The organism is Pseudomonas sp. 8(2025) (assembly GCF_052665325.1).
Map to the genome: position 1 here is coordinate 331314 of NZ_JBQOIE010000004.1, position 23956 is coordinate 355269.

The following is a 23956-nucleotide window of genomic DNA, read 5'->3' on the forward strand; positions in this document are numbered from 1 at the left end:
ACCTGCCTGTTCGCAGATCAGCAGCGGCGGCTTGGGCCAGGGCCTGTCGATCTGCCTGAAGCCCTTGCCAGGCAAGGCCTGCAGCGCTTTGTAGCGGCCCTGGCATGCAATCTGCTCTATCCCTTCCGACACCAGTACCCACCACCGCCCCTCGTAGGAGCTGGCTTGCCAGCGAAGGCGTCCGCAAGGGCGAGGCAAGGTTCAAGGCCCTCTTCGCCGGCAAGCCGGCTCCTACAGGAAACACCGCGATATCCGGCGCAGGGCTGGCGGGGCTGAGGGCTTATTTTTTGAGGGAGAGTGCAATGCAAGGTTTATGGCGCAATACCCTGGCCGTTATGGCCGGGCTGCTGATCAGTGTCACGGCCCTGGCCAACCCGGCCCCCGAGTCGGTGAAGATTGCCATCGTCGCCTTCACCCAGGGCGGCAAGCCGGTGTTCGGCGGCATCGCCGGGCGGGTGATCGAGGATGGCTGGCTGGAACAGCAACTGAGCCAGCGCGGCATCAAGCTGCAGTGGATCGCCCTGCCCCACGCCGGCGCCGGGCCGCAGATCAACGAAGGCTTCAGCAACAACAGCATCGACTTCGCCGTGCGTGGCGACCTGCCGTCGGTGATCGCCGGCGCCGGCGGCGTGCCGGGCAAGCTGATCGTGCCCGGCGGCAGCGGCAACAATATCTACCTGGTGGTGCCCACCCAGTCCACGGCCAAGAGCATCGAGGACCTCAAGGGCCAGCGCCTGGCCCTGCATCGCGGCCGGCCCTGGGAGTTCGCCTTCAGCAACTTCCTGGCCAGCAAGGGCCTGAAGCTCGACGACTTCAAGATCGCCAACCTCAACCCCCAGGTCGGTGCGGCGGCGGTGTCCGCCGGCAAGGTCGACGCCGCGGTGCTGCTCAGCGAGGCCTATGCCCTGGAAGACAAGGGCGTGGGCCGGATCATCTGGTCCACCAAGCAAGGGGCCAATGACTGGCGCCTGGTCTCCGACCTCTGGGGCACCGACAGTTTCATCGAGCAGCACCCGGAGGTTACCCAACTGCTGGCCACCGCCTGGGTCAAGGCCGCCTGGTGGATTTCCCAGGAACAGAACCAGGACGCCTACTACCAACTGTCCTCCCGCGCCGGCACCGCCGAGAGCGTGCTGCGCCGCGACGACCAGGGCGACCCGGTGGCCTGGAAGGAGCGCTGGGCGCCCAAGAGCGACCAGCAGCTCAAGGCCCACTATCAGGCACTGAGCGACTACGCCCTGGCCAACCAGCTGATCCGCACGCCCTACGACATCACCCCGGCCCTGGCCACCGGTTTCACCAACCAGGCGCTGATCGATCTGCACCTGAGTGATTACTGGCCCGCCCTGCGCGGCCAGGTCGCCACCCATCCCTGAACCCTGAGCACGAGTCTTCTTGATGAAACTGTCCGCAAAATTCACCTTTGGCCTGAGCCTCCTGGCGCTCTCCCTGTCGGCCCTGGCCGGCCCGACCTACGCGCCCAAGCCCGACCCGTTGCAGGGCGACGGCCGGGTCTCGGCCTTCTACACCTGGCAGGACGCGATCCCCCCGACCCCGGGCAAGCTGCTGCGCAGCGAACCCCTGGAAGCCACCCTGAGCCTGCCCAACGCTGCCAGCGCGCAACGGATTCTCTATAGTTCCACCGACGGCATCGACGGCAAAACCCCGGTGGTGGTCTCCGGCACCTTGTTCCTGCCCAAGGGCAAGGCCCCGGCCGGCGGCTGGCCGGTGGCCTCCTGGGGCCATGGCACGGTGGGCGTGGCGGATGTCTGCGCGCCGTCCTGGCAGGGCCGTTCCTACCGTGACGTGCAGTACCTGAGCCGCTGGCTGGACGAAGGCTTTGCCATTGTCGCCACCGACTACCAGGGCCTGGGCGTGCCCGGCGGCCATCCGCTGCTGAACAACCGCATGGCCGCCTACGGCATTCTCGACGCCGCCAAAGCCGTGGTCGCCGGGGTGCCCGGGCTGGCCAACAAGGTACTGATCGTCGGCCAGTCCCAGGGCGGCGCCGGCGCCTTCGCCTCGGCCGCCTACGCCTCCACCTACGCACCGGACCTGGGGGTCAAGGGCAGCATCGGCACCGGGGTGATCTACACCATCGGCGCGAAGAATGTCGGCGAGCAAGACCCGAACAAGGTCGATGCCTCCCTGGCCTACGGTTTCTACACCTTGCTGGCCGCCCAGCAGTACGACCCCAGCATCAACCCCAGGGACTTCTACACCGACAAGGCCCTGCCGTTGTTCGAACAGGCCCGTACCAGTTGCCTGGCGTCCCTGGTCAGCGACGTGGTGGGGATCGGCCTGACCCCGGCCAACGCCAAGAAGGACTATCAGGGCAGCCAACTGGCGGCCTGGCAGAAACAAGTGTCCTACCCGACCCTGAAAACCGCCCAGCCGGTGTTCATCGGCACCGGCGCCGAGGACAAGACCCCGGCCGCCGCCACCCAGGTGGCCCTGATGCAGGACGCCTGCAAGGCCGGCTCGGTGGTCGAGGGCCACTTGTACAAGGGCCTGGGCCACAGTGAAACGGTCAATGCCTCCCTCAAGGACTCGGTGCCGTTCGCCCACAAGGTGATCAACGGCCAAGCCATTACCCCCGTCTGCAACCCCAGCGTGCAATAGCCAGGAGGCCCAGCCATGAGCATCGAATTCTTCACCCGCCTGCCCCTGCACGGCGAAACCCAGTTCCTCCCCGGCGACCCGCGCAACCGCGGAGACTGGCACCGGGGCGGGCCCAGCACCGGTGCCGTCTCAGGCTTCAGCGTCGGCGACCATTTCACCTACATCGACTACCTGGGGCAGATCGCCCGGGCCGCGGAAATCAACGGCTTCGGCGGCGCGCTGATGGTCAACGCGCCCTCCGGCGAAGAGCCCTGGACCGTGTGCTCGCTGCTGGCCCGGGAAACCCGCACCCTGAAGTTCGTCACCGCCTTCCAGCCCTATCACTACACGCCCTGGGTTGCGGTGCAGCAGGCCGCCACCTACCAGCGCGCCACCGGCAACCGCCTGGTGTGGAACATCATCAACGGCGGCTCGGATGCCATTCAGCGCCAGGTCGGCGACTTCAGCGACCACGATGAGCGCTATGCCCGTGCCACCGAGTTCATGGACATGGTCAAGGGCTACTGGCACAACGAGAACTTCCACTACCAGGGCCAGTTCTACCGCGCCGAAGGCGGCGGCCTGCGCGGCCCCTTGAAGAAGGCCGAGCTGCCGCTGATCTGCACCGCGGGATCGTCCATCGCCGCTCGGGAATTCGCTGCCAAGCATGCCGACTTCTACCTGATGCGCGCCGAGCACCCGGACGAGATCGCCGCGTTGATCGCCGATATTCGTGAGCGCGCCTTGCAGTACGGCCGCAGCGATATCCGCTTCGGCCTGTCGATCGACGTCATCACCCGGGAAACCGAGGAACTGGCGCGCACCGAGGCCAAGCGCTTCTTCGACGAGGGCATCGCCAAGGGCGCGGTCAAGGCCGTGGCCGCCCATGCCGGGCTGCGCACCGCGCGCAAGCTCAGCTACGAGAACGGCTTCGCACAGAAGAACGAGACCCAGGGCTTCGAGGATTTCTTCATCCACCCCAATGTCTGGACCGGCTTCGGCTACATCGGCATACCGCCGGGCTGCGCCCTGGTGGGCAGCTACGAAAACGTGGTGGCGCGGATCCGCGAGTACCACGCCATCGGTATCGACCTGTTCTTCCTCGCCGGCTACCCGCACTTGGAGGAAGCCTACCGCCTGGGCGAGCACATCCTGCCGCACTTTCGCGGCGAGCGCGCGGCCCTGAGCCGTCAGCCGCAAGCGCCGCTGGAGCTGCGCAGCGCCAACGGCCCGGCAGGAGCCTGACGCCATGAGCCAGGACTACTCGGGCTTGAGCCGCCGTCGTTTTCTCGGCCACAGCGCGCTGTTCGGCGGCGGCCTGCTGCTGGGCAGCAGCCTGCTGGCCGGTTGCGACGCGGACAATTCCAGCGCCCCGGGCACGGTCGCCAGCGACCAGCCGCGCTACGGCGGGCGCCTGCGCCTGGGGATTCTCGACGGCAACCAGAGCGGCAACCTGGACGCCCACAAGCCCATCGGCAGCGGCATCGTCCGAGGCTTCGCGCTGTACAGCAAACTCTGGGAATGGGACGAGCAGATGCAGCCACGCCTGGCCCTGGCGGAGTTTGCCGAACCCAATGCCGATGCCAGCAGCTGGACCCTGCGCCTGCGCCAGGGCCTGGAATTCCACCACGGCAAGAGCATCGACGCCGATGACCTGATCTTCTCCATCCGCCGCCTCACCGACCCGCAGCTGGCCTCGCCCTACGCGGCGCTGCTGCACTGGGTCGATCGCGACAACCTGCAAAAGCTCGATGAGCGCACTGTGCGCCTGAGCTTTCGCGAGGGCCGCAGCTACATGCCCCTGGCGGAAACCTGGGTCAACTTCGGTGGCATCGTCCCGGTGGACTATCACCCGGTGACCAACCCGGTGGGTGCCGGCCCCTACAAGCTGAAAAGCTTCACCCCCGGCCAGCGCTCGCTGTTCACCCGCTTCGACAACTACTACAAGGACGGCCAGCCCTACGCCGACGAACTGGAGATCATCGACTTCAAGGATCAGGTGGCGCGCCTGGCGGCCCTGCGTTCCGGGCAGATCGACATGGCCAACGTGATGCCCACCGAACAGTTGCAAGTCCTGCAGCGCGACCCGCGGGTGCGGCTGCTGAAATCGGTGACCGGCAACTGGCTGTCCTTCGACATGAACCTGGACAAGCCGCCGTTCAACGACCCCAGGGTGCGCCAGGCTTTCCGCCTGCTGGCGGATCGCGAGGAGCTGGTGCGCCGCGCCCTGAACGGCCAGGGCCGGGTGGCCAACGACCTCTATGCCCCCAGCGATCCGACCTTCAACCACAGCCTGGGGCCCCGCCCCCACGACCCGCAGCGTGCGGCGCAACTGCTCAAGGAGGCCGGCCAGGAAAACCTCGAGCTGGAACTGGTGACCACCCCGGGGCCGGCCCTGACCTCGGCCCTGGTGCTGGCCGAACAGGCCAAGCGCATCGGCGTGACCCTCAAGGTCAAGCAAGTGGACCTGGCGACCTTCCAGGGCCCGCAACGCAACGACTGGACCCTGAGCACCGGCGGCAGCATCGGCGCGCCGTTCCTGGCCAGCGCCATCCACACCGACGCGCCCTTTGCCGTGTCCAACAAGACCCACTTCAACGACCCGCAGTTCAGCGAGGTGTTTCTCGCGGCCATGGCCCAACCCGACCTGCAACGACGCACGGCCCTGGTGCACCAGGCCCAGCAGATCCAGTACGAACGGGGCGGCATGCTGATCTGGGGCTACGCCGATCTGCTGGACAGCGTCTCCACCCGCGTGGGCGGCGCCCGGGAAGAACAGTCGCTGTTCAGCACCTGGCGTTTCGAAAGGTTGTGGCTCAACGACAGCGCCTGACCCACCGCCCGACCGTAGGAGCTGGCTTGCCAGCGAAGGCGCCCGCAAGAGCACCGCGAGCCTCCAGGCCCTCTTCGCCGGCAAGCCGGCTCCTACAGAACATTCATGCGATTCAATATGAGGCTCATGTGCCATGCCCTCCAACGCCTTCGCTCGCCCCGCATTCGGCCCGGCCCTGGCCGTAACGGTGTTTTCTTCCCTGGCGCCGCCGCTCTTCGCCGCCGATACCCAGTTGCAAACCGTCACCGTCCAGGCCAGCAGCCAGGCCGATGACGATGCCCTGCCCACCCGGCCACCGACCTCGGTGTATGGCGGCACCGAAACCAAGGTCCTGGACACCCCGCGCTCGGTCACCCAGGTCAACGCCGAACAGCTGGCCAACGACCCGATCCGCAGCGCCGACGACCTGGTCAAGTACGCCCCGGGGATCACCCGCGGTGGCGGGCAGAACGCCGGTATCGCCCCGCAGTTCCGCGCCCAGGGCTCGGAAGTGTTCCAGGACGGCCAGCGCGCCTATGGCGTGCGCCATCCGGCCAACTTCAACGCCTACGAGGGCGCGGACATCGTCGCCGGGCCTTCTTCGGTGACCTACGGTTCGGTGTCCGGCAGCGGCGGCTACGTCAACTACCTGAGCAAGAAACCCGATTTCAGCGGGTTCAAGACCCGTCTGAGCGGCGAGCTCGGTGCCTGGGTGCCGGACGGCCAGTCCCGCGACTCGCGCAAATTCAGCCTCGACAACACCGGCCCCCTGAGCGACCAGTTGGCCTACCGGGTGAGCATCACCCAGCAGCGCCAGCAGGACTACTACGACAACGTCGACAACAATTTCGATGCCTTCTACGGGGCCCTGGCCTGGCGCAACGACAACCTGCGGGTGGACTGGAACGCCAGCTACGACAACTACTACGACTACAACATCACCCACGGCTGGAACCGCGCCACCCAGCAACTGGTGGACAGCGGCCAGTACTATGCCGGCCGCGCCACGCCGATCATCCAGAACGGCAATACCCTGTGGTCGCCAGTGCTGGCCTCCGGTGCCGCCAATGCCCCGACCCTGGGCTGGGTGCAGCGCCAGCGCAACGCCCAGGGCCAGTACAGCGTGGTGGATGGCAGCTTCCAGGCGGCCTCGCCCAACACCCAGGCCAGCCCCGGCACCCTGCGCGGCTGGGTCTACGACCCGAGCCTGGCGGGCAACGGCTTGACCTCCCTGTCGCCCCAGGCCGGCCAGCGCGGGGAAGACCAGAGCAGTTCACGGCGCTTTACCACCCAACTGCGCATCGAGGGCGACCTGTCCCCCAGCGTGACCCTGGCCAACAGCACCTTCTACCAGCGCTCCCGGGACCTCACCGACGCGGTCGGGGCGTTCCAGGTGCAATCCCGGGACAACCTGCTGGACAACCGCTTCGAGCTGCGCTCGGGCAATGAAACCCGGATCGGCGGCCTGGCTCTGCGGGACGACAGCAACAGCGGGCTGATCTACCGCCGCGAGTTCAACCAGTCGATCGCCGCCAACAATCATTTCGGCTCCACCATCAACGCCTACGACCTGACCCTGGACCCGTCAGGCAAAAACCCCGGCGACCTGCTGGGGCTCACCGGCAGCAACCCGGCCGGCGGCAACGGCGCCTGGATCGGCCAACCCGGGGTGCCGCAATACTCCAACTACTACGGCTGGCTCAACCTGGCGGCCATGTACCCCGCCGGCCACGGCCTGTACGCCGAATCCCTGGCGCCCTACACCGCCGAAAGCACCTGGACCACCAAGACCCTGTTCAGCCAGCACAACCTGCGCCTGGGCGAGCGGGTGGGCCTGAACATCGGTGCCAGCCGCAGCTGGATCGACGCCCGGATCGACAACCCCTTCGTCCTTGCAGGTGGCAGCGACCGGCGCGACAGCCACAACTACCGGCTGTTCGCGTTCCAGGTCAGCCCCTACGTCAAACCCACCGAGAACAGCACCCTGTACTACACCTTCGACCGCTCCCTGGCGGTCAACACCGGGTTCTTCTCCAACGGCCTGGGCTGGGGCAGCGGCAGTGGCGCCAACCAGCTCAACCCCCTGGCGTTCCAGAGCCTGAGCGTGCTGCATGAACTGGGGCTGAAGGTCGAAGCCATCCCCGACCAGCTGTTCATGACCCTGGCCACCTTCAAGCAGGCCCGGGACCAGTCCCCGGACAGCAACAACAACATCGCCCGGCTGATCATCAAGGGCACCGAGGCGACCCTGCGCTACCAGCCAGACCCGCACCTGCGCAGCGGCCTCAACCTGTCCCGGCTCAGCGCCTACAACGAATTCACCTCCCAGGCCGGCTTCGCCTCCGCCGGGTTCATCCCCGACAACGGCACCGTGTTCGGCGACAACAACAGCCTCAACCAGCGGCCCTCCGGGCGCTTCGACGCGGTGCAGATCCCCGAGTACACCGCCAGCGGCTACCTCGACTACCGCTTCGACTCGGGCTTTGGCGCCGAGCTCTCCGGCTGGTGGACCAGCAGCTGGTACCTGAACCTGAGCAAGACGGTGAAGGTCCCCGACGAATACAACCTCGACCTGGCCCTGTACTACCGCCAGCCCCAGTGGAGCACCACCCTGCGGGTGCTCAACCTGACCAACGAGTTGAACTTCGTCAGCGGCCTGGCCGGCTCCACCAATACCTTCCTGCAGCCCATGCCCGGACGCACCGTGCTGGCCCAGGTGGACTACCGCTTCTAGGCACTTTCCTTCTTCTGCGACCTCAGGACACTCCCCATGAGCATTGAATTCGTCGGCATGATCTTTCCCCGCCAATGGTCCGAAACCCGCGGCGTGCGCAGCCCGGACTTCGACCTGGCATTCATCCGCGAGCACGCGCGCGCCCACGAACACGCGGGCTTTGACCGAGTGCTGATCGCCAGCGGCCCAGGCAGCGCCGACAGCCTGCAGATTGCCGCCTACGCCGCGGCCCACACCGAGCGCCTGGGCTTCATGATTGCCCACCGCCCGGCCCTCAGCGCCCCCACCGTGGCGGCCCGGGCCTTCGCCACCCTGGACCACACCACCGGCGGCGGGCGCATCCGCCTGCATGCCATTACCGGCATCACTGCCGAGCCCCAGGAAGGCGACACTCTGCTGGACAAGACCGAGCGCTATCGACGCACCGACGAGTACCTGGAGATCGTGCGCCGCACCTGGACCGCCGAAGAACCCTTCGACTTCGAAGGCCGCTACTTCAACCTCAAGGGCGCGTTTTCCCCGGTCAAGCCGCTGCAGCAGCCGCACATCCCCATCTCTTTTGGCGGCTCCTCGGACATCGCCTACCAGATCGCGGTCAAGCACGCCGACCTCTACGCCCTGTGGGGCGAGCCCCTGGAGGGGGTAGCCGAACAGATCGGCAAACTCAAGGCCGCGGCCAGCGCCGCGGGGGTGGCCGCGCCCCGGGTCAGCCTCTCGGTGCGGCTGATCCTGGGGGCCACCGAGGAATTGGCCTGGCAACGGGCCGAGCAGATCCTGGCGCAGATCCGCGCCAACCCGCAGTTCGCCGCCGGCAGCCCCTGGCAGAAGCGCCTCAAGGGCACCGGCTCCGAACGCCTGCTGGCGGCCGCAGCCCGCGGCGACCGCCATGACCGCGCCCTGTGGATGCCCACCGCCAGCGCCGTTGGCGCCTACGGCGACACCACGGCCCTGGTGGGCACGCCGGAGACCGTGGCCCAGGCCCTGCTGGACTACGTCGACCTGGGCGTGACCACCTTCCTCAACCGTGGCTACGACCCTTATTACGACACCATCGACTATGGGCGCTGGATCATCCCCGCCGTCCGCGAAGCCGCCGCCCGCCGCAAGCAACACCTGTAGAAGGCGTTTACGAGGCTGGCATCCGGCTTGGAGGCCCTTTCGCCGGCAAGCCGGCTCCTACAAGTGCGTTGACCTTTCCCACAACCCTGTAGGAGCTGGCTTGCCAGCGAAGGCGGTTAAGAGGCTGACGCCCGGCTCAGGGGCCCTTTCGCCGGCAAGCCGGTTCCTACAAGCGCGTTGACCTTTCCCACAACCCTGTAGGAGCTGGCTTGCCAGCGAAGGCGCCCGCAAGAGCACTGCCCGGTTCAGGGGCCCTTGGCCGCCTGCCAGCGCCTGCGCAAGCGGTGGCCGGGGAATCGGAATGCGAGTGATAGTCGATCATTTTCAACACTTTATCGGCGCCAGGCCGATGACCCAGATCACCACGAATACTCGCCAAAGCGTTAACATTCCACCCAGCCTTTGGCTTTGAACCTGTCATATCCACTTTATGCATCGCGCCCTTTGCTGCGCCATGACGGCATTTCCTCACCGGAGTCATGCACTTTGAAAACCTGGCACACACTTGTCGGCATCCTGCTGATCACCACGGTCACCCTGCTGCTGGAGATCCCTTCCGCCACCTGGCTGACCTCGGCCACCCTGAGCATGATCCTGGGCACCGCAGCCCTGGCCTACATGGCGATGTCCTGCCTGCTGGCCAGCCGCTGGGGCTGGGTCGAACGGCTGTTCGGCGGCCTTGACCGGGTCTACGAGGCGCACAAATGGCTGGGCATCTGGGCCCTGGCATTCGCCAGCTACCATCTGGTGTTCAAGGCCAACCTGGATGAATGGAACAGCGTGCCGATCCTCGAACTGTCCAAATACTGGACGCGCCTGGTCCGCCAGCTGAGCTACGTGGCCCTGGGCCTGATCGTGCTGCTGGCACTGAACCGCAACATTCCCTACAGCCAGTGGCGCTGGTGGCACAAGCTCTCCGGCCCGCTGTTCCTGATCGTCATCCTGCACTGGCTGAGCTTCAAATCGCCCATCACCCTGGATTCGCCCTCGGGTATCTGGCTGGCTCTGCTCTGCGTCCTCGGCGTGCTCGGCGCCCTGTACAAGCTGCTGCTCTACCCCCTGGTGGCCAAGGCCGGCGAATACCAGGTGACGGCGGTCCGGGTGGAGAAGAACTCCCTGCACCTGGAGCTGATTCCCCAGGGCCGGGGCTTTCCTTTCAAGGCCGGGCAGTTCGCCTTCCTCTCGATGCAGGAAAAAGGCCTGCGCGAACCCCATCCGTTCACCATCGCCAGCGCCCAGGCCCATGACGGGCGCATCGAATTCGTGATCCGCGCCCTGGGGGACTACACCCAACGCCTGCGCCGCCAGGTCAAGGTCGGCATGCGAGCGGACATCTACGCGCCCTATGGGCGTTTCAAGCGGCCGCAGGCGGCTGCCCGGGAAATCTGGATCGGCGGTGGCGTGGGCATCTCGCCATTTATTTCCTGGCTGCAGGATGAAGCTGCCGGGCAGTTCGACAAGGCCACCCTGGTGTACTGCTACAACCCGTCCCGGGCCTTCCCCAGTGTCGACACCCTGCAGGGCATGGCCCAGGCCCGTGGAGTGAACTTCGTGGCCAACTGCGGCGGCACCGAGCCCCTGGCCCAGACCCTCAAGCGCACCGCGGCCGAAACCGATCCGCAGCAGATCCAGGTCAGCTTCTGCGGGCCCAAGGGCTTGCTGGGCCAGGTTCGGGAACTGATGAGCGAGTGCCGGATTCCCCAAGGCAACCTGCACTACGAATTCTTCGAGTTCCGCTGATCAAGCCGCTGGCGGCCCTGGCTGGCGCGGCTCGCGCAGCGTCACCCAGACCACCAGCGCCGCCAGCAGGGTCATCAGGGTCAGCACCTGCAACAACTGGCTGAAAGCCTGCCCGTACAGGGCCAGCAACCCCTCCCGGCCCAGCGCCGGCAAGGCCGCCAGAGTACCGGGCAGGTCACCCCCGGCCAGTTGCCGGGCAGCCCCCATCAACGTCTCGGCGGGCAGCGCCTGATCCGCCAGGGCGTGCTGCAGCAGCCCCGCCAGCAGCGCCACCACCAGGGCCAGGGCAATGCCCTCGCCGGCCACCCGGGTGGTGCTGAAGATGCCGCTGGCCATGCCCGCGCGCTCCTTGGGCACCACGCTCACCGACAAGCCGTCCATCAGCCCCCAGGGCAGCCCGCTGCCGAGGCCGATCAGCAGCAGCGGCCAGATCCGATCGGCCGGCGCCTGGCCCGCAGCGATCCGGCTCAGCCACCACAGCCCGGCGGCAGCCAGCAACAGGCCCAGGCTCGACAGGTTGCCGGCGCTGCACCAGCGGCTGAGCCAGCCCGCGGCGAACGGCACCACCAGCATCGGCGCCGACAGGGCAAGCATCAGCAGCCCGGCATCGATGGCGCTGTAGCCTTCGACGCCGATAAAGCGGATCGGCAACAGGATCAGCAGCACCACGTAGCAATAGCAGGTGGCGATGGGCAGCACCTGCACCCCGACAAAACGCGGATAGCGAAACAGCGACAGATCCAGCATCGGCCGCGCTGCACGCCGCTCGACGACGATGAACAGCCACAGTGCCAGCAGCGCCCCCGCCAGCAACAGCAGAACCCAAGGGCTGCTCCAGCCGTTTTGCGGGGCCTGCAGGATGCCCCAGGTCAGCAGCACCAGCGCCAGGGTGAAACTCAGGGTGCCCGGCCAGTCCACGCCCTGGGCGTCGGGGTCGCGGGACTCTTGCATGCGCGGCACGCCAAAGGCCAGGGACAGGCCGCCGATCAGCGCCCCGGAGACAAAGATCCCGCGCCAGCCGGCCTGTTCCACCAGGACCCCGGCGAGGATCGGGCCAAACGCCAGGCCGACACCAAAGGTGGTGCCCAGCAGGCTGAAGGCACGGGTTCGCGCCGGCCCGTCGAAGGCCTGGGCCAGGGCCGCCGAACCACCGGCCAGGGCGGCGGCACCGGCCAGCCCCTGGACCCCGCGCAGAAGGTTCAGCCACAGCAGCGACGGTACGAACACCAGGGCCAGGGAGCTCAGGCCGAACAGCGCCACGCCAAGGCTGAACAGGCGCTTGCGGCCAAATTCGTCGGCCAGGGTGCCGGCGGCCATCAGCACGCTGCCAAAAGTCAGCATGAAGGCATTGGTGGTCCAGCTCAGGGCCAGCGGGCTGCCCCCCAGTTCATGGCCGATGGCCGGGGTCGCCACCGCTACCCCGACAAAGGTCAGGGGCAGCATCAGGGCCGCCAGGCACACCGCGGCCAGCACGCCATGGGCGGACTGCCGGCGACTTTGGGCGGCCTGCCCCAGGGGTAATTCGAGTTCGGGATTCACACGGACCTCTCAAGCCCTGGCAACCAGGGGTGGGCTAAGAAAAATCCATGGTAGGTATGCCGCAATCACTGAAAAACAGGGCATTCTTCCGCTCTTTACGGACAAAAACGCTGCAATCGAGGTGAACGATGGACAACCTAAACGGCTTGCAGGTGTTTGTCAGCGTGGTCCAGAGCGGTAGCCTGGTGGGCGCCGGCGAGCGCCTGGGGCTGTCTGCCTCGGCGGTGGGCAAGGCCCTGGCGCGCCTGGAGCAGCGCCTTGGCGTGCGCCTGCTGAACCGCAGCACCCGGCGCATCAGCCTGACCGATGAAGGCGCGCTGTTCTATGAGCGCGGCCAGCGCATTGTCGCCGAAGTCCAGGAGGCCGAGGCCGAACTGGCGCGGATCAGCGACAAGCCCCGGGGCCGGCTGCGGGTCAGCCTGCCGGCCATCGGCTATCGGATGCTGCTGCCGATCCTCCCGGAGTTTTCCGCGCGCTACCCGGACATCGAACTGGACCTGGACTTCAACGACCGGCTGATCGACGTGATCGCCGAAGGCGTAGACGCGGTGATCCGCAGTGGCGAGCTGCCGGACTCGCAACTCAAGTCCAGGAACCTGGGGCCCTTCGGCTTCGTGCTGGTCGGCGCCCCCGGCTACTTCGCCCGGCGCGGCACCCCGCGCACGCCCCGGGACCTGGAGCAGCACGCCTGCCTGCGCTACAAGTTCCCCGGCGGCAGCTTGCTGCAGCAATGGAGCCTGCGCCTGCCCGACGGAGCCCCGCCGCTGGTGCTGGGCAGTGCCCTGACCAGCAACAACCTGGAATCGCTGATCCACGCCGCCACCCAGGGCCTGGGCATCGCCTACGTGCCCGAGTTCGTGGTCTGCGGGGCCCTGGCCGATGGCAGCCTGGTCGCGGTACTGGACGACTACCAGCAAGAGCGCGGCAAGTTCTCCATCCTCTGGCCCAGCAGCCGTCACCTGCTGCCCAAGCTGCGGGTGTTCGTCGACTTTCTCGGTGAACGGCTGGAGCTGGGCAAGCACCACGCTTCCCGCTGATATCCCCTCGATGCCTGGCGCTGGCCGGGCAGTCGCCGGCCCCTGCAAAACATCAACAAATGCAGATGCCAGCTTACCAATCCATGTATTCATCTTGATGTTTGCCCACCGTAAGCTCGTCCTGGCCTGCTGCTGCAGGCCAGGCAATGTCGGTACGCCAAAAACAACAGCTAAAGGCCATCCCAATAACAATCTGATCTGCCGACTCCAGGAACCGCTATGTCAACTACCCCATCACGCCGCCCTTGCGTCGGCCTGCATCGTGGCGCCCGCCCCTTGAACGAGGTGCGCCATGACTGACTTCCTGCCCGCTCCGGGCACCGATGAACACTTGCTGCACCACCAGGGCTATCGCCAGGAGCTGCACCGCGGCCTGTCCCTGTGGTCGTCGTTCTCCGTGGGCTTTGCCACGGTCTCGCCAGTGGTGGGGATCTATTCGGTGATGGCCCTGGGCGCCATGAGCACCGGCCCGTCCTGGGTCTGGATCGTGCCCCTGTGCCTGGCCCTGCAGATGCTGGTGGCGCTGGTCTATGCCGAACTCGCCTCGCAGTACCCCCTGGCCGGCGGTTGCTATCAATGGGTCAAGCGCCTGGCTGGAGACCGCTGGGCCTGGTTCACCGGCTTCATGTACCTGGCCTCGGCCCTGGCTTCCCTGACCACCGTGGCCTACCTGGGCGGGTTCTGGCTGTGGCTGTTCGTCACCGGCACGCCGCCTTCGGCCAATGCCCAGGTGGCCAGCGGCGCCGTGCTGCTGGCGTTGGGGCTGGGGGTCAACCTGTTGGGGATCAACCCGCTGAAGTACTTCGTCAACGCCGGGATCATCGCCGAAGCCATCGCCTCCATCGGCATCGGCGTGCTGTTGCTGCTGTTCTTTCGCAACCACTCCTGGTCGCTGCTGCTGGAAGGCCTGGGCAACAGCGTCAGCGACGATGGCACCTACCTGAGTGGCTTCGTCACCGCCATGGCAGTGGGCGGCTGGGCCTTTCTCGGCTTCGATGCCTGCTCCCAGGTGTCCGAGGAAACCGCCGATGCCCGTACCTCCACGCCGCGGGCCATCCTGCGCTCGATGCTGCTGGTGGGGCTGACGGTGATGCTCACCGCCTTTGCCGTGACCCTGTCGTTCACCGACACCGCGGGCCTGGTGGCCGGCCAGGTGGTGGACCCGGTCACCCCGGCGGTGGTGGATGCCTTTGGCGCCTGGGCCGAGCGGCCCTTCGTCGGCGTGGTGCTGGTGGCGTTCATTGCCTGCGTGGTCTCGGTGCAGACCTATATCGGCCGCGCGGTATTCGGCATGGCCCGGGACTCGATCCTGCCCGCCTCGGCGTTCCTGCGCCGGGTGGATGGGCGCAAGGTGCCCTTCGCCGCCATGCTCGTTTGCACCCTGTTCGCCAGTTTCGGCCTGGCCCTGGGCCTGAACGCCACGGCCGTGGGCACCCTGATCGCCTTCGGCAGCGGGGGCTTCTTCATGGTGTTCCTGATCGTGATCGGTTGCGCCCTGGTCCATCGCCTGCGTGGCCGCTGGCGGCCCGACGCCGGGGTCTTCAACCTCGGCCGCTGGGGCCTGCCGGTGAACCTCGCGGCCTTTGTCTGGCTGCTGTTCGAGAGCGTCAACGTGGCCTGGCCCCGGGAATCTCTGGCGCCGCCCGGAGCGCCCTGGTTCCAGGTCTGGGCAGTGGTGCTGGTGTTCTCGACCCTGGCCGTGCTGGGCCTGATCTACATGGTCCTGGCCAAGCCCTACCTGCGCCGCGACAGCAGCGCATCCGACCGCGGCTGAATCCTCATGCGCTGTCAGCGACAGCGCATTCCCTCCCCGCTACTGGCCCGGCGCCTGCTGCGCCGGCCGCTTCACGCCTGATGTTTCTGGAGACCATCGATGCCCCCGTCCATCCACTACTGGAACTACCCCACCGAGATCTTCTGCGGCGCCGAGGCCCTGCACGGCCTGGCCCAGCGCTGCGCCCTGCTGGGCATGGCCAGGCCCTTGCTGGTCACCGACCCGGGCATGCTCGAACTGGAACCCTTTGGCCTGTTGACCGCGCATCTGGAGCAGAGCCGCCAGGGCTTTGCGGTATTTGCCGAGCTGGCCAGCAACCCGAGCCTGGACGATGTGCAGCGCGGCGTCCAAGCCTTCAGGGCCGGCGGCCACGACTCGCTGATCGCCCTGGGCGGCGGCAGCGCCATGGACGCCGCCAAGGGCATCGCCCTGGCCGCCGTGGACCCGCAAGGGCTGCAGCGTTTCGAGTGGTCCCGGGTGATCGAGCATTACCCGAGCCTCAGTGACTTTCCGCGCCTGGGCCTGCCGCCCCTGATCGCCCTGCCCACCACTGCCGGCACCGGCTCCGAACTGGGCCGCGAAGCGGTACTGACCGACAGCCAGCAGCAGGTCAAGCGGGTCATCAGCCACCCCGAACTGCTGCCCGCCTGCGTGATCCTCGACCCGCTGCTAACCCGCGGCCTGCCGCCCGCGCTGACCGCCGCCACCGGCATGGATGCCCTGACCCACCATATCGAGGCGTTCTGCTCGCCGCTGTACCACCCGATGTCCAGCGCGATTGCCGTGGAAGGCATGCGCCTGGTGCAGCAGCACCTGCGCCGGGCAGTGAGCCATGGCCAGGACCTGAACGCCCGGGAAGGCATGCTGGTGGCCTCGGCGATGGCTGCGGTGGCCTTCCAGAAGGGCCTGGGTGGCGTCCACGCCCTGGCCCACCCGCTGGGCGCGCGCTATCACCGTCACCATGGCCTGCTCAATGCCGTCCTCCTGCCCTATGTGCTGGTGGCCAACCAGCCGGTGATTGCCGAGGAGATCGGGCGCCTGGCCCGTTACCTGGACTTGCCCCGGGGGGATTTCCAGGGGTTCCTGGACTGGATCCTGGCCCTGCGCGCCGAGCTGGGCATCCCCCACTGCCTGGCGGATATCGGCCTGGACAGCCATGAAGCCGAGTGGGTCGGGGCCCAGGCCCTGGCGGATATTTCGTCCTCCGACACCAATGCCCGACCGCTGAGCGCCGCCGACTACAGCCAGATCTTCCGCAACGCCGTGCACGGCGTCCTGCCAGGAGCCCGCCCATGAAACCGGCCTTGTTTATCGATGGCCACTGGGTCGATGGCGACAGCGCGCCGATGCCGGTGCATGACCCGTCCCTGGGCCAAATCATGGCCCAGGTACCGGCGGCCAGCGCCCATCAGGTGAACCTGGCGGTGCAGGCCGCGCGCCGGGCCCTGCCCGGGTGGCGCAGCCTCAGCGGCGCCCGGCGAGCCGAGTACCTGCAAGGCTTCGCCCGGCACCTGCAGCAACGCCGCGAAGGGCTGATCGCCCTGCAGATGCGCAATAACGGCAAGCCGCGGCACGAAGCCGAACTGGACCTGGACGACGCCATCGCCACCTTCGACTACTACGCCGGCCTCGCTGCCCAGCTGGACGCCCGCCAGGATCAACCGGTGCCCTTGCAGGCTCCGGGCTTCAGTGCCCACTGCAGGTTCGAGGCCCTGGGCGTTGTAGGGCTGATCGTGCCCTGGAACTTCCCCCTGGTCACCAGTGCCTGGAAGCTGGCCCCGGCCCTGGCCGCGGGCTGCACGTTGGTGCTCAAGCCCTCGGAAGTGACGCCCCTGATCGAACAGGTCTACGGCGAAATCGCCGACGCCCTGGGCTTGCCGGCGGGCGTGTTGAACCTGGTGGCCGGCGCCGGCGAAACCGGCGTAGCCCTGAGCCAGCATCCGGGGCTGGACAAGCTGTCGTTCACCGGCAGCACTGCCACCGGCCAGCGAGTGATGGCCAGCTCCGCCGCCTTCTGCCGGCCACTGACGCTGGAGCTGGGGGGCAAGTCGCCGATCCTGGTATTCGCCGACGCCGACCTGGACCAGGCAGTGCACTGGATCATCGGCGGCTTTTGCTGGAACGCCGGGCAGATGTGCTCGGCCACCTCGCGGCTGCTGGTCCACGAGTCGATTGCCGATGCTTTGCTGCAGCGGTTGCGCAGTGCCCTGCTGGCCCTGCGGGTCGGCAACCCCCTGGAGCAGGAAGTGGACATGGGCCCCCTGAGTTGCCAGGCCCAGTGGCGCACGGTGTGCACCTACCTGGAACAGGCCAGGAACGAGGGCCTGGAATGCCTGGTGGGCGGCCATGCCCTGACCGGGCCGGGCTGGTTCGTGGCGCCCACGGTGTACACCGATGTGCCCACCAGCAGCAGGTTGTGGCAAGAGGAGATCTTCGGCCCGGTGCTGTGCATGCGCCGTTTCAGTGACGAAGCACAGGCCCTGGCCCTGGCCAACGACAGCGCATTCGGCCTGGTGGCCACTGTGATCAGCGCCGATCTGCCGCGCGCCGAACGGGTCGCCGCCGCTCTGGACGTGGGCCACGTGTGGATCAATTCACTACAGGCGGTGTTCGTCGAAACCTCCTGGGGCGGCACCAAGGGCAGCGGCATCGGGCGGGAACTGGGCCCCTGGGGGCTGGCTGCCTATCAGTCGATCAAGCACCTGACCCGCTGCCTGGGCTGAAGCGCGGGATCAGCCGCCATGCTCTGCCAGCAGGTCGGCGATAAAGGCCTTCAGCGCTTCGCCACGGGCATGCCCGGCGTGGGTGATCATGCTGTGCTGCACCTCGTAGCGCAGCGTCTCGGGGTGCAGCACGCGCATCTGCCCGGCCGCGACCCAGGGCTGGGCATAGTGGCTGGGCAGGTAGCCCAGGTGGGTGCCCGCCAGTACCCCGTGGACCACCGCCTCCATGTGGTAGGCGGTGGCCGAGGCGCGCTGGGGCGTTACCGGCAGCACCTGGTTGGCGGGCAGGAAACCGTGCTTGATCCAGTCACAGGCCTTGATGTGCGCAAGCTCTGGCTCCAGGACAGGGAACAGCGGGTGCGAGGCGCCGCAGAACAGGGCGATTTCCTCGGCGTACAGCGGCTGATAGTCGAGGGTCGGCAGGCTGCGGCTGAAATAGGAAATGGCCAGGTCCAACTGGCCGTCGATCACCGCCCGCTCAAGCTCGGTGGGCGAATTGATAAACACATGCAGGTGCAGGTCGTGCTCGCGGCGATAGAAGCGCGCGATGGCCGCGTCGATGCGTGCCGCGGGCAAGGTGGCGATGTTGTCCGCCAGCCCCAGGTACAGATCCCCCACCAAACGTCCGGACAATTCCTGGGCCTCGCTCTTGAACACCTCCACCGCGCCGAACAGCGCCTGGGCCGCCGCCAGGATCCGCTGGCCCTTCTCGGTCAGGCGAAAGCCGCCCTTACCGCGCTCGCACAGCCGATAGCCGAGGCGTTTTTCCAGGCTGGAGATGTGCATGCTGATATTGGACTGGCTCATGTTCAGTTCGGCCTGGGCCGCGGTGAAACCGCCGCACTTGACCACTACGGAGAAAATCCGCAGCAGGCGCAGGTCCATGTCGGTGACGTTTCTAAGCACAGGGGGTTTCCAGGAGTCGCGGGGCTGAACCAGGGGGCTATTCAACGGCAGCGCCCGGGCCGCGTCAAATCCATCGCGGCTTGCGTGATCGATGACATTGCAGGGACTATGCAACGCCTCCTTGCCACCTTGGATCGCTTGCCAATGGACTCACACCCCACGCCCGCGCTGTGCACCGAACGCTTGCTGCTGCGCCCCCTGGAACTGGCGGACGCCGACGCCATCCAGCAGCTATTCCCCCAGTGGGAGGTGGTGCGCTACCTCAACGCCCTGGTGCCCTGGCCCTACCCGGCCGACGGCGCCCTGAGCTTCCTGCGGGACATGGCACTGCCGGCGATGGCCCGGGGCACGGAATGGCACTGGACGCTGCGCCTGCGCAGCAACCCCGGGCAAATGATCGGCAGCATCAGCCTGATGGACGAAGCCGACAACAACCGCGGCTTCTGGCTGGCCCCGCCGTGGCAGGGCCAGGGCTACATGAGCGAGGCCTGCAAGGTGGTGGACCACTATTGGTTCGAGGTACTGCAACGGCCCTTGATGCGGGTGCCCAAGGCCGCGCCGAACCAGGGCTCGCGGCGGATTTCCGAACGCGCGGGCATGCGCCTGATCCGCTCCGAGGACGGTGAGTTCGTCAGTGGGCGATTCCCCGTGGACATCTGGGAAATCACCCGCGAGCAATGGCGCCGGCTCAGGTAAAGCGCACCCCGGGACGGGGGCGCTGGTCCACCGTCAGTTCGAACACATCCGGGCGGGCGTAGTGGCCGACCACGTCGTAGTCATAGCGCGCCCGCACCAGGTCGGCGGTATCGATCTGCGCGCTGATCAGCCCGGCCCGGCCCACCAGGGGGCCGGCCAGTACGTCCCCCATGGGCCCGACGATCACGCTGCCGCCGGCAATCAACGGTCGTTGGGCCGGCCAGTTGGCAATCTCCAGCCCCAGATCTTCGGGCGAGGCCTGCACCTGACAGGCGCTGACCACGAAGCAGCGCCCCTCGTGAGCGATATGGCGCATGCTCACCTGCCACATTTCCCGCTCGTCCACCGTGGGCGCACACCAGACTTCGATGCCCTGGGCGTACATCGCGGTACGCAGCAGCGGCATCATGTTTTCCCAGCAGATCACCGCGCCCACCCGGCCGACCTGGGTGTCCAGCACCGGCAGGGTCGAGCCGTCGCCCTTGCCCCAGATCAAGCGTTCGGTCCCGGTGGGCATCAGTTTGCGATGCTTGCCCGAAAGCCCCTGCTGCGGGTCGAAATACAGCGCCGTGCAGTACAGGGTGCTGCCACTGCGCTCGATGACACCCAGCACCAGGTTGGCTCCGGTACGGGCGGACAGCGCGGCCAGGGCATCGGTTTCCACCCCGGGCACCTCGATGGCATTGGCGAAGTAGCGGGCAAAGGCCTCGCGGCCCTCCGGCAGGCGATAGCCCAGCTGGGTGCCGAAGCCTTCGCCCTTGGGGTAGCCCCCCAGCAGCGCTTCGGGCATCACCACCAACTGCGCGCCGGCTTCGATGATGGCGGCCTCGTACGAGAGGATCTGTTCCAGGGTGGCGGCCTTGCCTTCAGGCAAGGCCCCGATCTGCAGGGCAGCGACAACGGACTTGGGCATGGGATGACTCCTTGAGCAATCAGGTGTTGCCCATTCTGCTGCCGCCCCTGATCATCGATAAACCCCACTCCAGTGCTTAATGATATGAACCAGATGAATATCGCCAGTGTCGACCTCAACCTTCTCAAGGCTTTCGAGGCGCTGCATGACGAGTCCAGCGCCAGCCGCGCCGCCTTGCGCCTGGGGGTGACCCAGTCGGCCATGAGCGCTGCCCTGCGCCGGCTGCGCGAGCTGTATGGCGACCCGCTGTTCGTGCGTACCGGGCGCGGGCTGGCGCCGACCCTCAAGGCCAATCAGTTGAAGCCCGTGGTCAGCGAAGCCTTGAACAAATGCCGCCAGAGCCTGGCCATGGTCGCCCCCGACACCGCCGACTATCAGGGCCGCTCGGTAACGCTGGGGCTGTCGGATGATTTCGAGATTGCCTATGGCCGGCAGATGATCGAGGCCGTGGCCCGGCGGGCGCCGAAGCTGCGGCTGATCTTTCGCCAGAGCCACAGCCAGATCGTCGCCGAGGCGCTGTTGCAGCGCAGCGTCGACCTGGCCATCAGTGCCGGCGGCTTTGCCGAACGCCTGCTCAGCCGCCAGGTGCTGGGGGAAGGCCATTACCTGTGCCTGGCAGACCCGGCCAGCCTGGCCCCCGGGCAACAGCAGATCAGTCTTGAGGAGTTTGTCGCACGGGAACACCTGCTGGTGTCGTCCCAGGGGTTTATCGGGATTACCGATGAAGGCCTGGCCAACCTGGGGCTGAGCCGCCAGGTGTGCGCCTCGACCACGCACTTTGCCGCCTTGCCCTTTCTGCTCAAGGGCAGCCAGGCGGTGGCGACCATTCCGGCCCATGCCGCCCGGCGCATCGCCGAATTCACCGGGCTGCAGTTGCTGCCCTGCCCCCTGGCCCTGCCGCGCTACCCGATCGAGCTGGGCTGGCGCACCAGCCCGCAGACCGATCCGCTGCTGGTGAAGGTACGCGAGGCGATTGTCGAGAGTTTTGCCCTTACTTGTTCGCCGCCATCAGGCGATTGACTTCACTGCGCACCATGTTCGAGTACTCCGGCGGCGACATGCCGTCGAGCTCGGCGCGGACCCACTCGGCCCACTTGCCCTTGCGCTTGCCACGCTCGCCGAACAGCCGCGCGGCCTCGCCCTTGGCCTTGCCCAGGTTGCTCTGCCACAGGTCGAACAGACGGGACTTCTCGTCCTCGATGGCGGCGCGCTCGGCCAGGGTCTTGTTAGCCAGATTGAAACTCATGGGAAATTCCTGCTGCGTAAAATAGGCGCCATCTTACACTGTAGGGGCTACGGGTTTTACCCCGGGGTCGCCAACGGGGCGTAAAACAGCTGCAACTTTTGCCCCCACGCCAGACTCCATTGCTTGCTACCCATTCACCTGTAGCCGCTGGGGGATGTGTTGTGCACCAGCGGCGATATTTCCAAGGAAAAAACTTCATGGCTCGTAAATCTGCCGCGCAAGCGGAAAACGATCAAATCAAGGACCAGGCCTTCAGCGAACTGCAGGCGCTGATCGAAGAATCGGAAAAGCTGCTCAAGGGCAGCGCCAGCCTGGTCGGCGAAGAAGGTGAGAGCCTGCGCCAGCAAGTCAGCCTCAAGCTCAAGCAGGCGCTGGATTCGGTCAGCAATGTGCGCGAGCGCAGCAAGCCGGTGGTGGATGCCACCGAGCAGTACATCGGTGGTCACCCGTGGCAGACCGTGGCCATCTCCGCCGGTTTCGGCCTGGTGGTAGGCCTGTTGCTGGGCCGTCGTTCCTAAGCCCCCGTGCAACGTTGAGGCCAGGTACGCCAATGGCGGCCTGGCCTTTTTCATGCCTTCAGTCCTGGGCCAGCGCCCGCAATTGCTGCAGCTGCTCGGCGGGAATGGCGATGCCCGCGTGCTGCGAACGCTCGCGCTGCTGATGCCGGCGATCCCCCGGCAGGCGCTTGAGCCCCACTGCATGCATCTGCCGCACCAGCTCCTGGCTGCGCTCGGCAAAACTCTGCCCGGCGGCCTTGCTCGGGTCGATGACGATCAGCAACTGGCCGGTCCAGGGCGTCTTGGCCCCCGGGTGGCCGGACCAGTCGAATTCGAAGGAGAAGTTGCCCCCGGTCAGGGCTGCCGCCAGCAGCTCCACCATCATCGACAGAGCCGAGCCCTTGTGCCCGCCAAACGGCAGCAAGGCGCCACCTTCAAGAATCGCCCTGGGGTCCTGGGTCGGCTGGCCCAGGCTGTCGACACCGATACCCGGCGGCAGGCGCTCGCCCTTGCGCGCGGCGATCTGCACGTCGCCATGGGCAATGGCGCTGGTGGCCAGATCGAAGACGATCGGCTGCCCCTGCGCCTGGGGTGCGGCGAAGGCGATCGGGTTGGTGCCGAACAATGGCCTGTCGGCGCCGTGGGGCACGACGCAGGTCATGCTGTTGACCACGCTCAGGGCCACCAATCCTTCCTCGGCGAAGGGTTCGACATCCGGCCAGAGTGCGGCGAAGTGGTGCGAATTGCGGATAGCCAGCACGGCGATACCGGCGCTGCGGGCCTTGCTCACCAGCAGCTCGCGGGCGGCAGCCAGGGCCGGCTGGGCAAAGCCGTTGCCGGCGTCGACCCGGACAAAGGCCGCCGCCACATCCTCCACCACCGGCACGGCCTGGCCGTCGACCCAGCCACTGGCCAGGGTCGAGACATAACCGGGAATGCGGAACACGCCATGGCTGTGGGCTCCGTCGCGCTCGGCGCCGGCACAGTTCTCGGCCAGGCAGCGGGCCACTTCGGCGCGGCAGCCGTGGCGTTGGAAAATCGTTTCCAGCAACTGCACCAGGGCCGGTAAAGAAAGGTATTGGGGCGGTGTTTCAACAACCACGGACGATGCAGACATCTGAAGCTCCAGAGTAATTATTGGAGGGGGCGACAGCGTGTGAACCTGGCGATTAAACAACGCCGCACTCCAACCCTGTCAACCACTGCCGGCGCCTTGCAGGGAAGGTGCCAGGATGGCCGGAACAACCATCCCCCTGGAGCAAGAAAAAGCCCCCTGTGCGCTGCCGTGGCAAGGCACAGGGGGCTGTATCAGCCTGGCTCAGTCCTTCTGGTCGCGCAGCACATTGCCCGAGGCGCCGTCGATGCGAAACTCATAGACACTGCCATCGGACTTGCGCCCTTCGCCTTCCCAATAGCCATCGTTGTCCGCTTCGATCTTGTAGATCTCCACGTAGCCGGCTTTGGTCTTTGCGGTTTCAATGGCTTTTTCAATGGTGATCCAACCGGCCCCCGGGCGGTCGGCCAGGGCCGCTCCAGCGCCCAGCAGGCTGGCGGTGGCAAGCAATGCGGCAAGCGTCTTCTTCAACATGGTCCATCTCCTTGTGTATTCACTTTCGATA

20 protein-coding genes are annotated in these 23956 nt (G+C 66.8%); 14 read left to right on the forward strand and 6 right to left on the reverse strand.

Going from position 1 to position 23956, the window contains the following annotated elements; genetic code table 11:
- Positions 1–302: 302 nt before the first annotated feature.
- The 7 genes from ACUXVH_RS11065 to ACUXVH_RS11095 all read left to right on the forward strand — a co-directional run bounded on the left by ACUXVH_RS11065 (position 303) and on the right by ACUXVH_RS11095 (position 11006).
- The gene (locus tag ACUXVH_RS11065; RefSeq protein WP_053151569.1) at positions 303–1376 is read left to right on the forward strand and encodes an ABC transporter substrate-binding protein; all 1074 of its coding nucleotides are present in this window, start codon (positions 303–305) and stop codon (positions 1374–1376) included.
- A 22-nt stretch (positions 1377–1398) separates the two neighbouring features.
- On the forward strand, positions 1399–2622 hold the full coding sequence (locus ACUXVH_RS11070; protein ID WP_065364010.1) for a lipase family protein: 1224 nt from the start codon (positions 1399–1401) through the stop codon (positions 2620–2622).
- 15 nt (positions 2623–2637) lie between these two features.
- A complete protein-coding gene (locus tag ACUXVH_RS11075; RefSeq protein ID WP_445494831.1) occupies positions 2638–3846 on the forward strand; it encodes an LLM class flavin-dependent oxidoreductase in 1209 nt (402 codons plus the stop codon).
- A gap of 4 nt (positions 3847–3850) precedes the next feature.
- Positions 3851–5434 carry an ABC transporter substrate-binding protein gene (locus tag ACUXVH_RS11080; protein WP_065364008.1) on the forward strand — a complete coding sequence of 528 codons (1584 nt, stop codon included), beginning with the start codon at positions 3851–3853 and terminating at the stop codon, positions 5432–5434.
- 133 nt (positions 5435–5567) lie between these two features.
- Complete coding sequence (locus ACUXVH_RS11085) at positions 5568–8147, forward strand: TonB-dependent receptor plug domain-containing protein (RefSeq protein ID WP_065364007.1); 2580 nt, start codon at positions 5568–5570, stop codon at positions 8145–8147.
- 36 nt (positions 8148–8183) lie between these two features.
- Entirely contained in the window at positions 8184–9266 is a 1083-nt protein-coding gene (locus ACUXVH_RS11090) for an LLM class flavin-dependent oxidoreductase (protein ID WP_041118117.1), read from the forward strand.
- Positions 9267–9752: 486 nt separating this feature from the next.
- Positions 9753–11006 carry a ferredoxin reductase family protein gene (locus ACUXVH_RS11095; RefSeq protein ID WP_015635548.1) on the forward strand — a complete coding sequence of 418 codons (1254 nt, stop codon included), beginning with the start codon at positions 9753–9755 and terminating at the stop codon, positions 11004–11006.
- Here the strand turns inward: ACUXVH_RS11095 and ACUXVH_RS11100 are convergent, their stop codons facing one another.
- Positions 11007–12545, reverse strand: a complete 1539-nt coding sequence (locus ACUXVH_RS11100; protein WP_011061205.1) for an MFS transporter — start codon at positions 12543–12545, stop codon at positions 11007–11009.
- Positions 12546–12673: 128 nt separating this feature from the next.
- Here ACUXVH_RS11100 and ACUXVH_RS11105 point away from each other — a divergent pair, with 128 nt between their 5' ends.
- The 4 genes from ACUXVH_RS11105 to ACUXVH_RS11120 all read left to right on the forward strand — a co-directional run bounded on the left by ACUXVH_RS11105 (position 12674) and on the right by ACUXVH_RS11120 (position 18079).
- Positions 12674–13582, forward strand: a complete 909-nt coding sequence (locus ACUXVH_RS11105) for a LysR family transcriptional regulator (protein ID WP_015635546.1) — start codon at positions 12674–12676, stop codon at positions 13580–13582.
- Between the two features lie 292 nt (positions 13583–13874).
- On the forward strand, positions 13875–15356 hold the full coding sequence (locus ACUXVH_RS11110) for an APC family permease (RefSeq protein ID WP_065364006.1): 1482 nt from the start codon (positions 13875–13877) through the stop codon (positions 15354–15356).
- 99 nt (positions 15357–15455) lie between these two features.
- Positions 15456–16652 (forward strand): iron-containing alcohol dehydrogenase, encoded by a 1197-nt coding sequence (locus ACUXVH_RS11115; protein ID WP_065364005.1) that lies wholly within the window; start codon positions 15456–15458, stop codon positions 16650–16652.
- Entirely contained in the window at positions 16649–18079 is a 1431-nt protein-coding gene (locus tag ACUXVH_RS11120) for an aldehyde dehydrogenase family protein (RefSeq protein ID WP_065364004.1), read from the forward strand. Before ACUXVH_RS11115 ends, ACUXVH_RS11120 begins: the two co-directional genes overlap by 4 nt.
- A gap of 9 nt (positions 18080–18088) precedes the next feature.
- Here ACUXVH_RS11120 and ACUXVH_RS11125 read toward each other — a convergent pair whose 3' ends face one another.
- Complete coding sequence (locus tag ACUXVH_RS11125; protein WP_041752238.1) at positions 18089–18985, reverse strand: LysR family transcriptional regulator; 897 nt, start codon at positions 18983–18985, stop codon at positions 18089–18091.
- A gap of 144 nt (positions 18986–19129) precedes the next feature.
- On the opposite strand from ACUXVH_RS11125, the gene ACUXVH_RS11130 reads away from it, so the two are divergent.
- Entirely contained in the window at positions 19130–19681 is a 552-nt protein-coding gene (locus tag ACUXVH_RS11130; protein WP_011061199.1) for a GNAT family N-acetyltransferase, read from the forward strand.
- Here the strand turns inward: ACUXVH_RS11130 and ACUXVH_RS11135 are convergent.
- Positions 19674–20594, reverse strand: a complete 921-nt coding sequence (locus tag ACUXVH_RS11135; RefSeq protein ID WP_065364003.1) for a carbon-nitrogen hydrolase family protein — start codon at positions 20592–20594, stop codon at positions 19674–19676. The two genes, ACUXVH_RS11130 and ACUXVH_RS11135, sit on opposite strands and share 8 nt — an antisense overlap.
- An 84-nt stretch (positions 20595–20678) precedes the next feature.
- On the opposite strand from ACUXVH_RS11135, the gene ACUXVH_RS11140 reads away from it, so the two are divergent.
- Positions 20679–21614, forward strand: a complete 936-nt coding sequence (locus ACUXVH_RS11140) for a LysR family transcriptional regulator (protein ID WP_041118107.1) — start codon at positions 20679–20681, stop codon at positions 21612–21614.
- Here the strand turns inward: ACUXVH_RS11140 and ACUXVH_RS11145 are convergent.
- Positions 21586–21840 carry a hypothetical protein gene (locus ACUXVH_RS11145; RefSeq protein ID WP_011061196.1) on the reverse strand — a complete coding sequence of 85 codons (255 nt, stop codon included), beginning with the start codon at positions 21838–21840 and terminating at the stop codon, positions 21586–21588. The genes ACUXVH_RS11140 and ACUXVH_RS11145 overlap by 29 nt on opposite strands.
- A 197-nt stretch (positions 21841–22037) precedes the next feature.
- On the opposite strand from ACUXVH_RS11145, the gene ACUXVH_RS11150 reads away from it, so the two are divergent.
- Positions 22038–22358 (forward strand): DUF883 family protein, encoded by a 321-nt coding sequence (locus ACUXVH_RS11150; RefSeq protein ID WP_011061195.1) that lies wholly within the window; start codon positions 22038–22040, stop codon positions 22356–22358.
- A 58-nt stretch (positions 22359–22416) separates the two neighbouring features.
- On the opposite strand, the gene ACUXVH_RS11155 is transcribed toward ACUXVH_RS11150, so the two are convergent.
- Both ACUXVH_RS11155 and ACUXVH_RS11160 read right to left on the reverse strand, forming a co-directional pair.
- The gene (locus ACUXVH_RS11155) at positions 22417–23454 is read right to left on the reverse strand and encodes an Ldh family oxidoreductase (protein WP_011061194.1); all 1038 of its coding nucleotides are present in this window, start codon (positions 23452–23454) and stop codon (positions 22417–22419) included.
- Between the two features lie 201 nt (positions 23455–23655).
- Positions 23656–23925, reverse strand: coding sequence for a PepSY domain-containing protein (locus tag ACUXVH_RS11160; RefSeq protein WP_011061193.1), 270 nt, complete (start codon positions 23923–23925; stop codon positions 23656–23658).
- Positions 23926–23956: the final 31 nt, after the last annotated feature.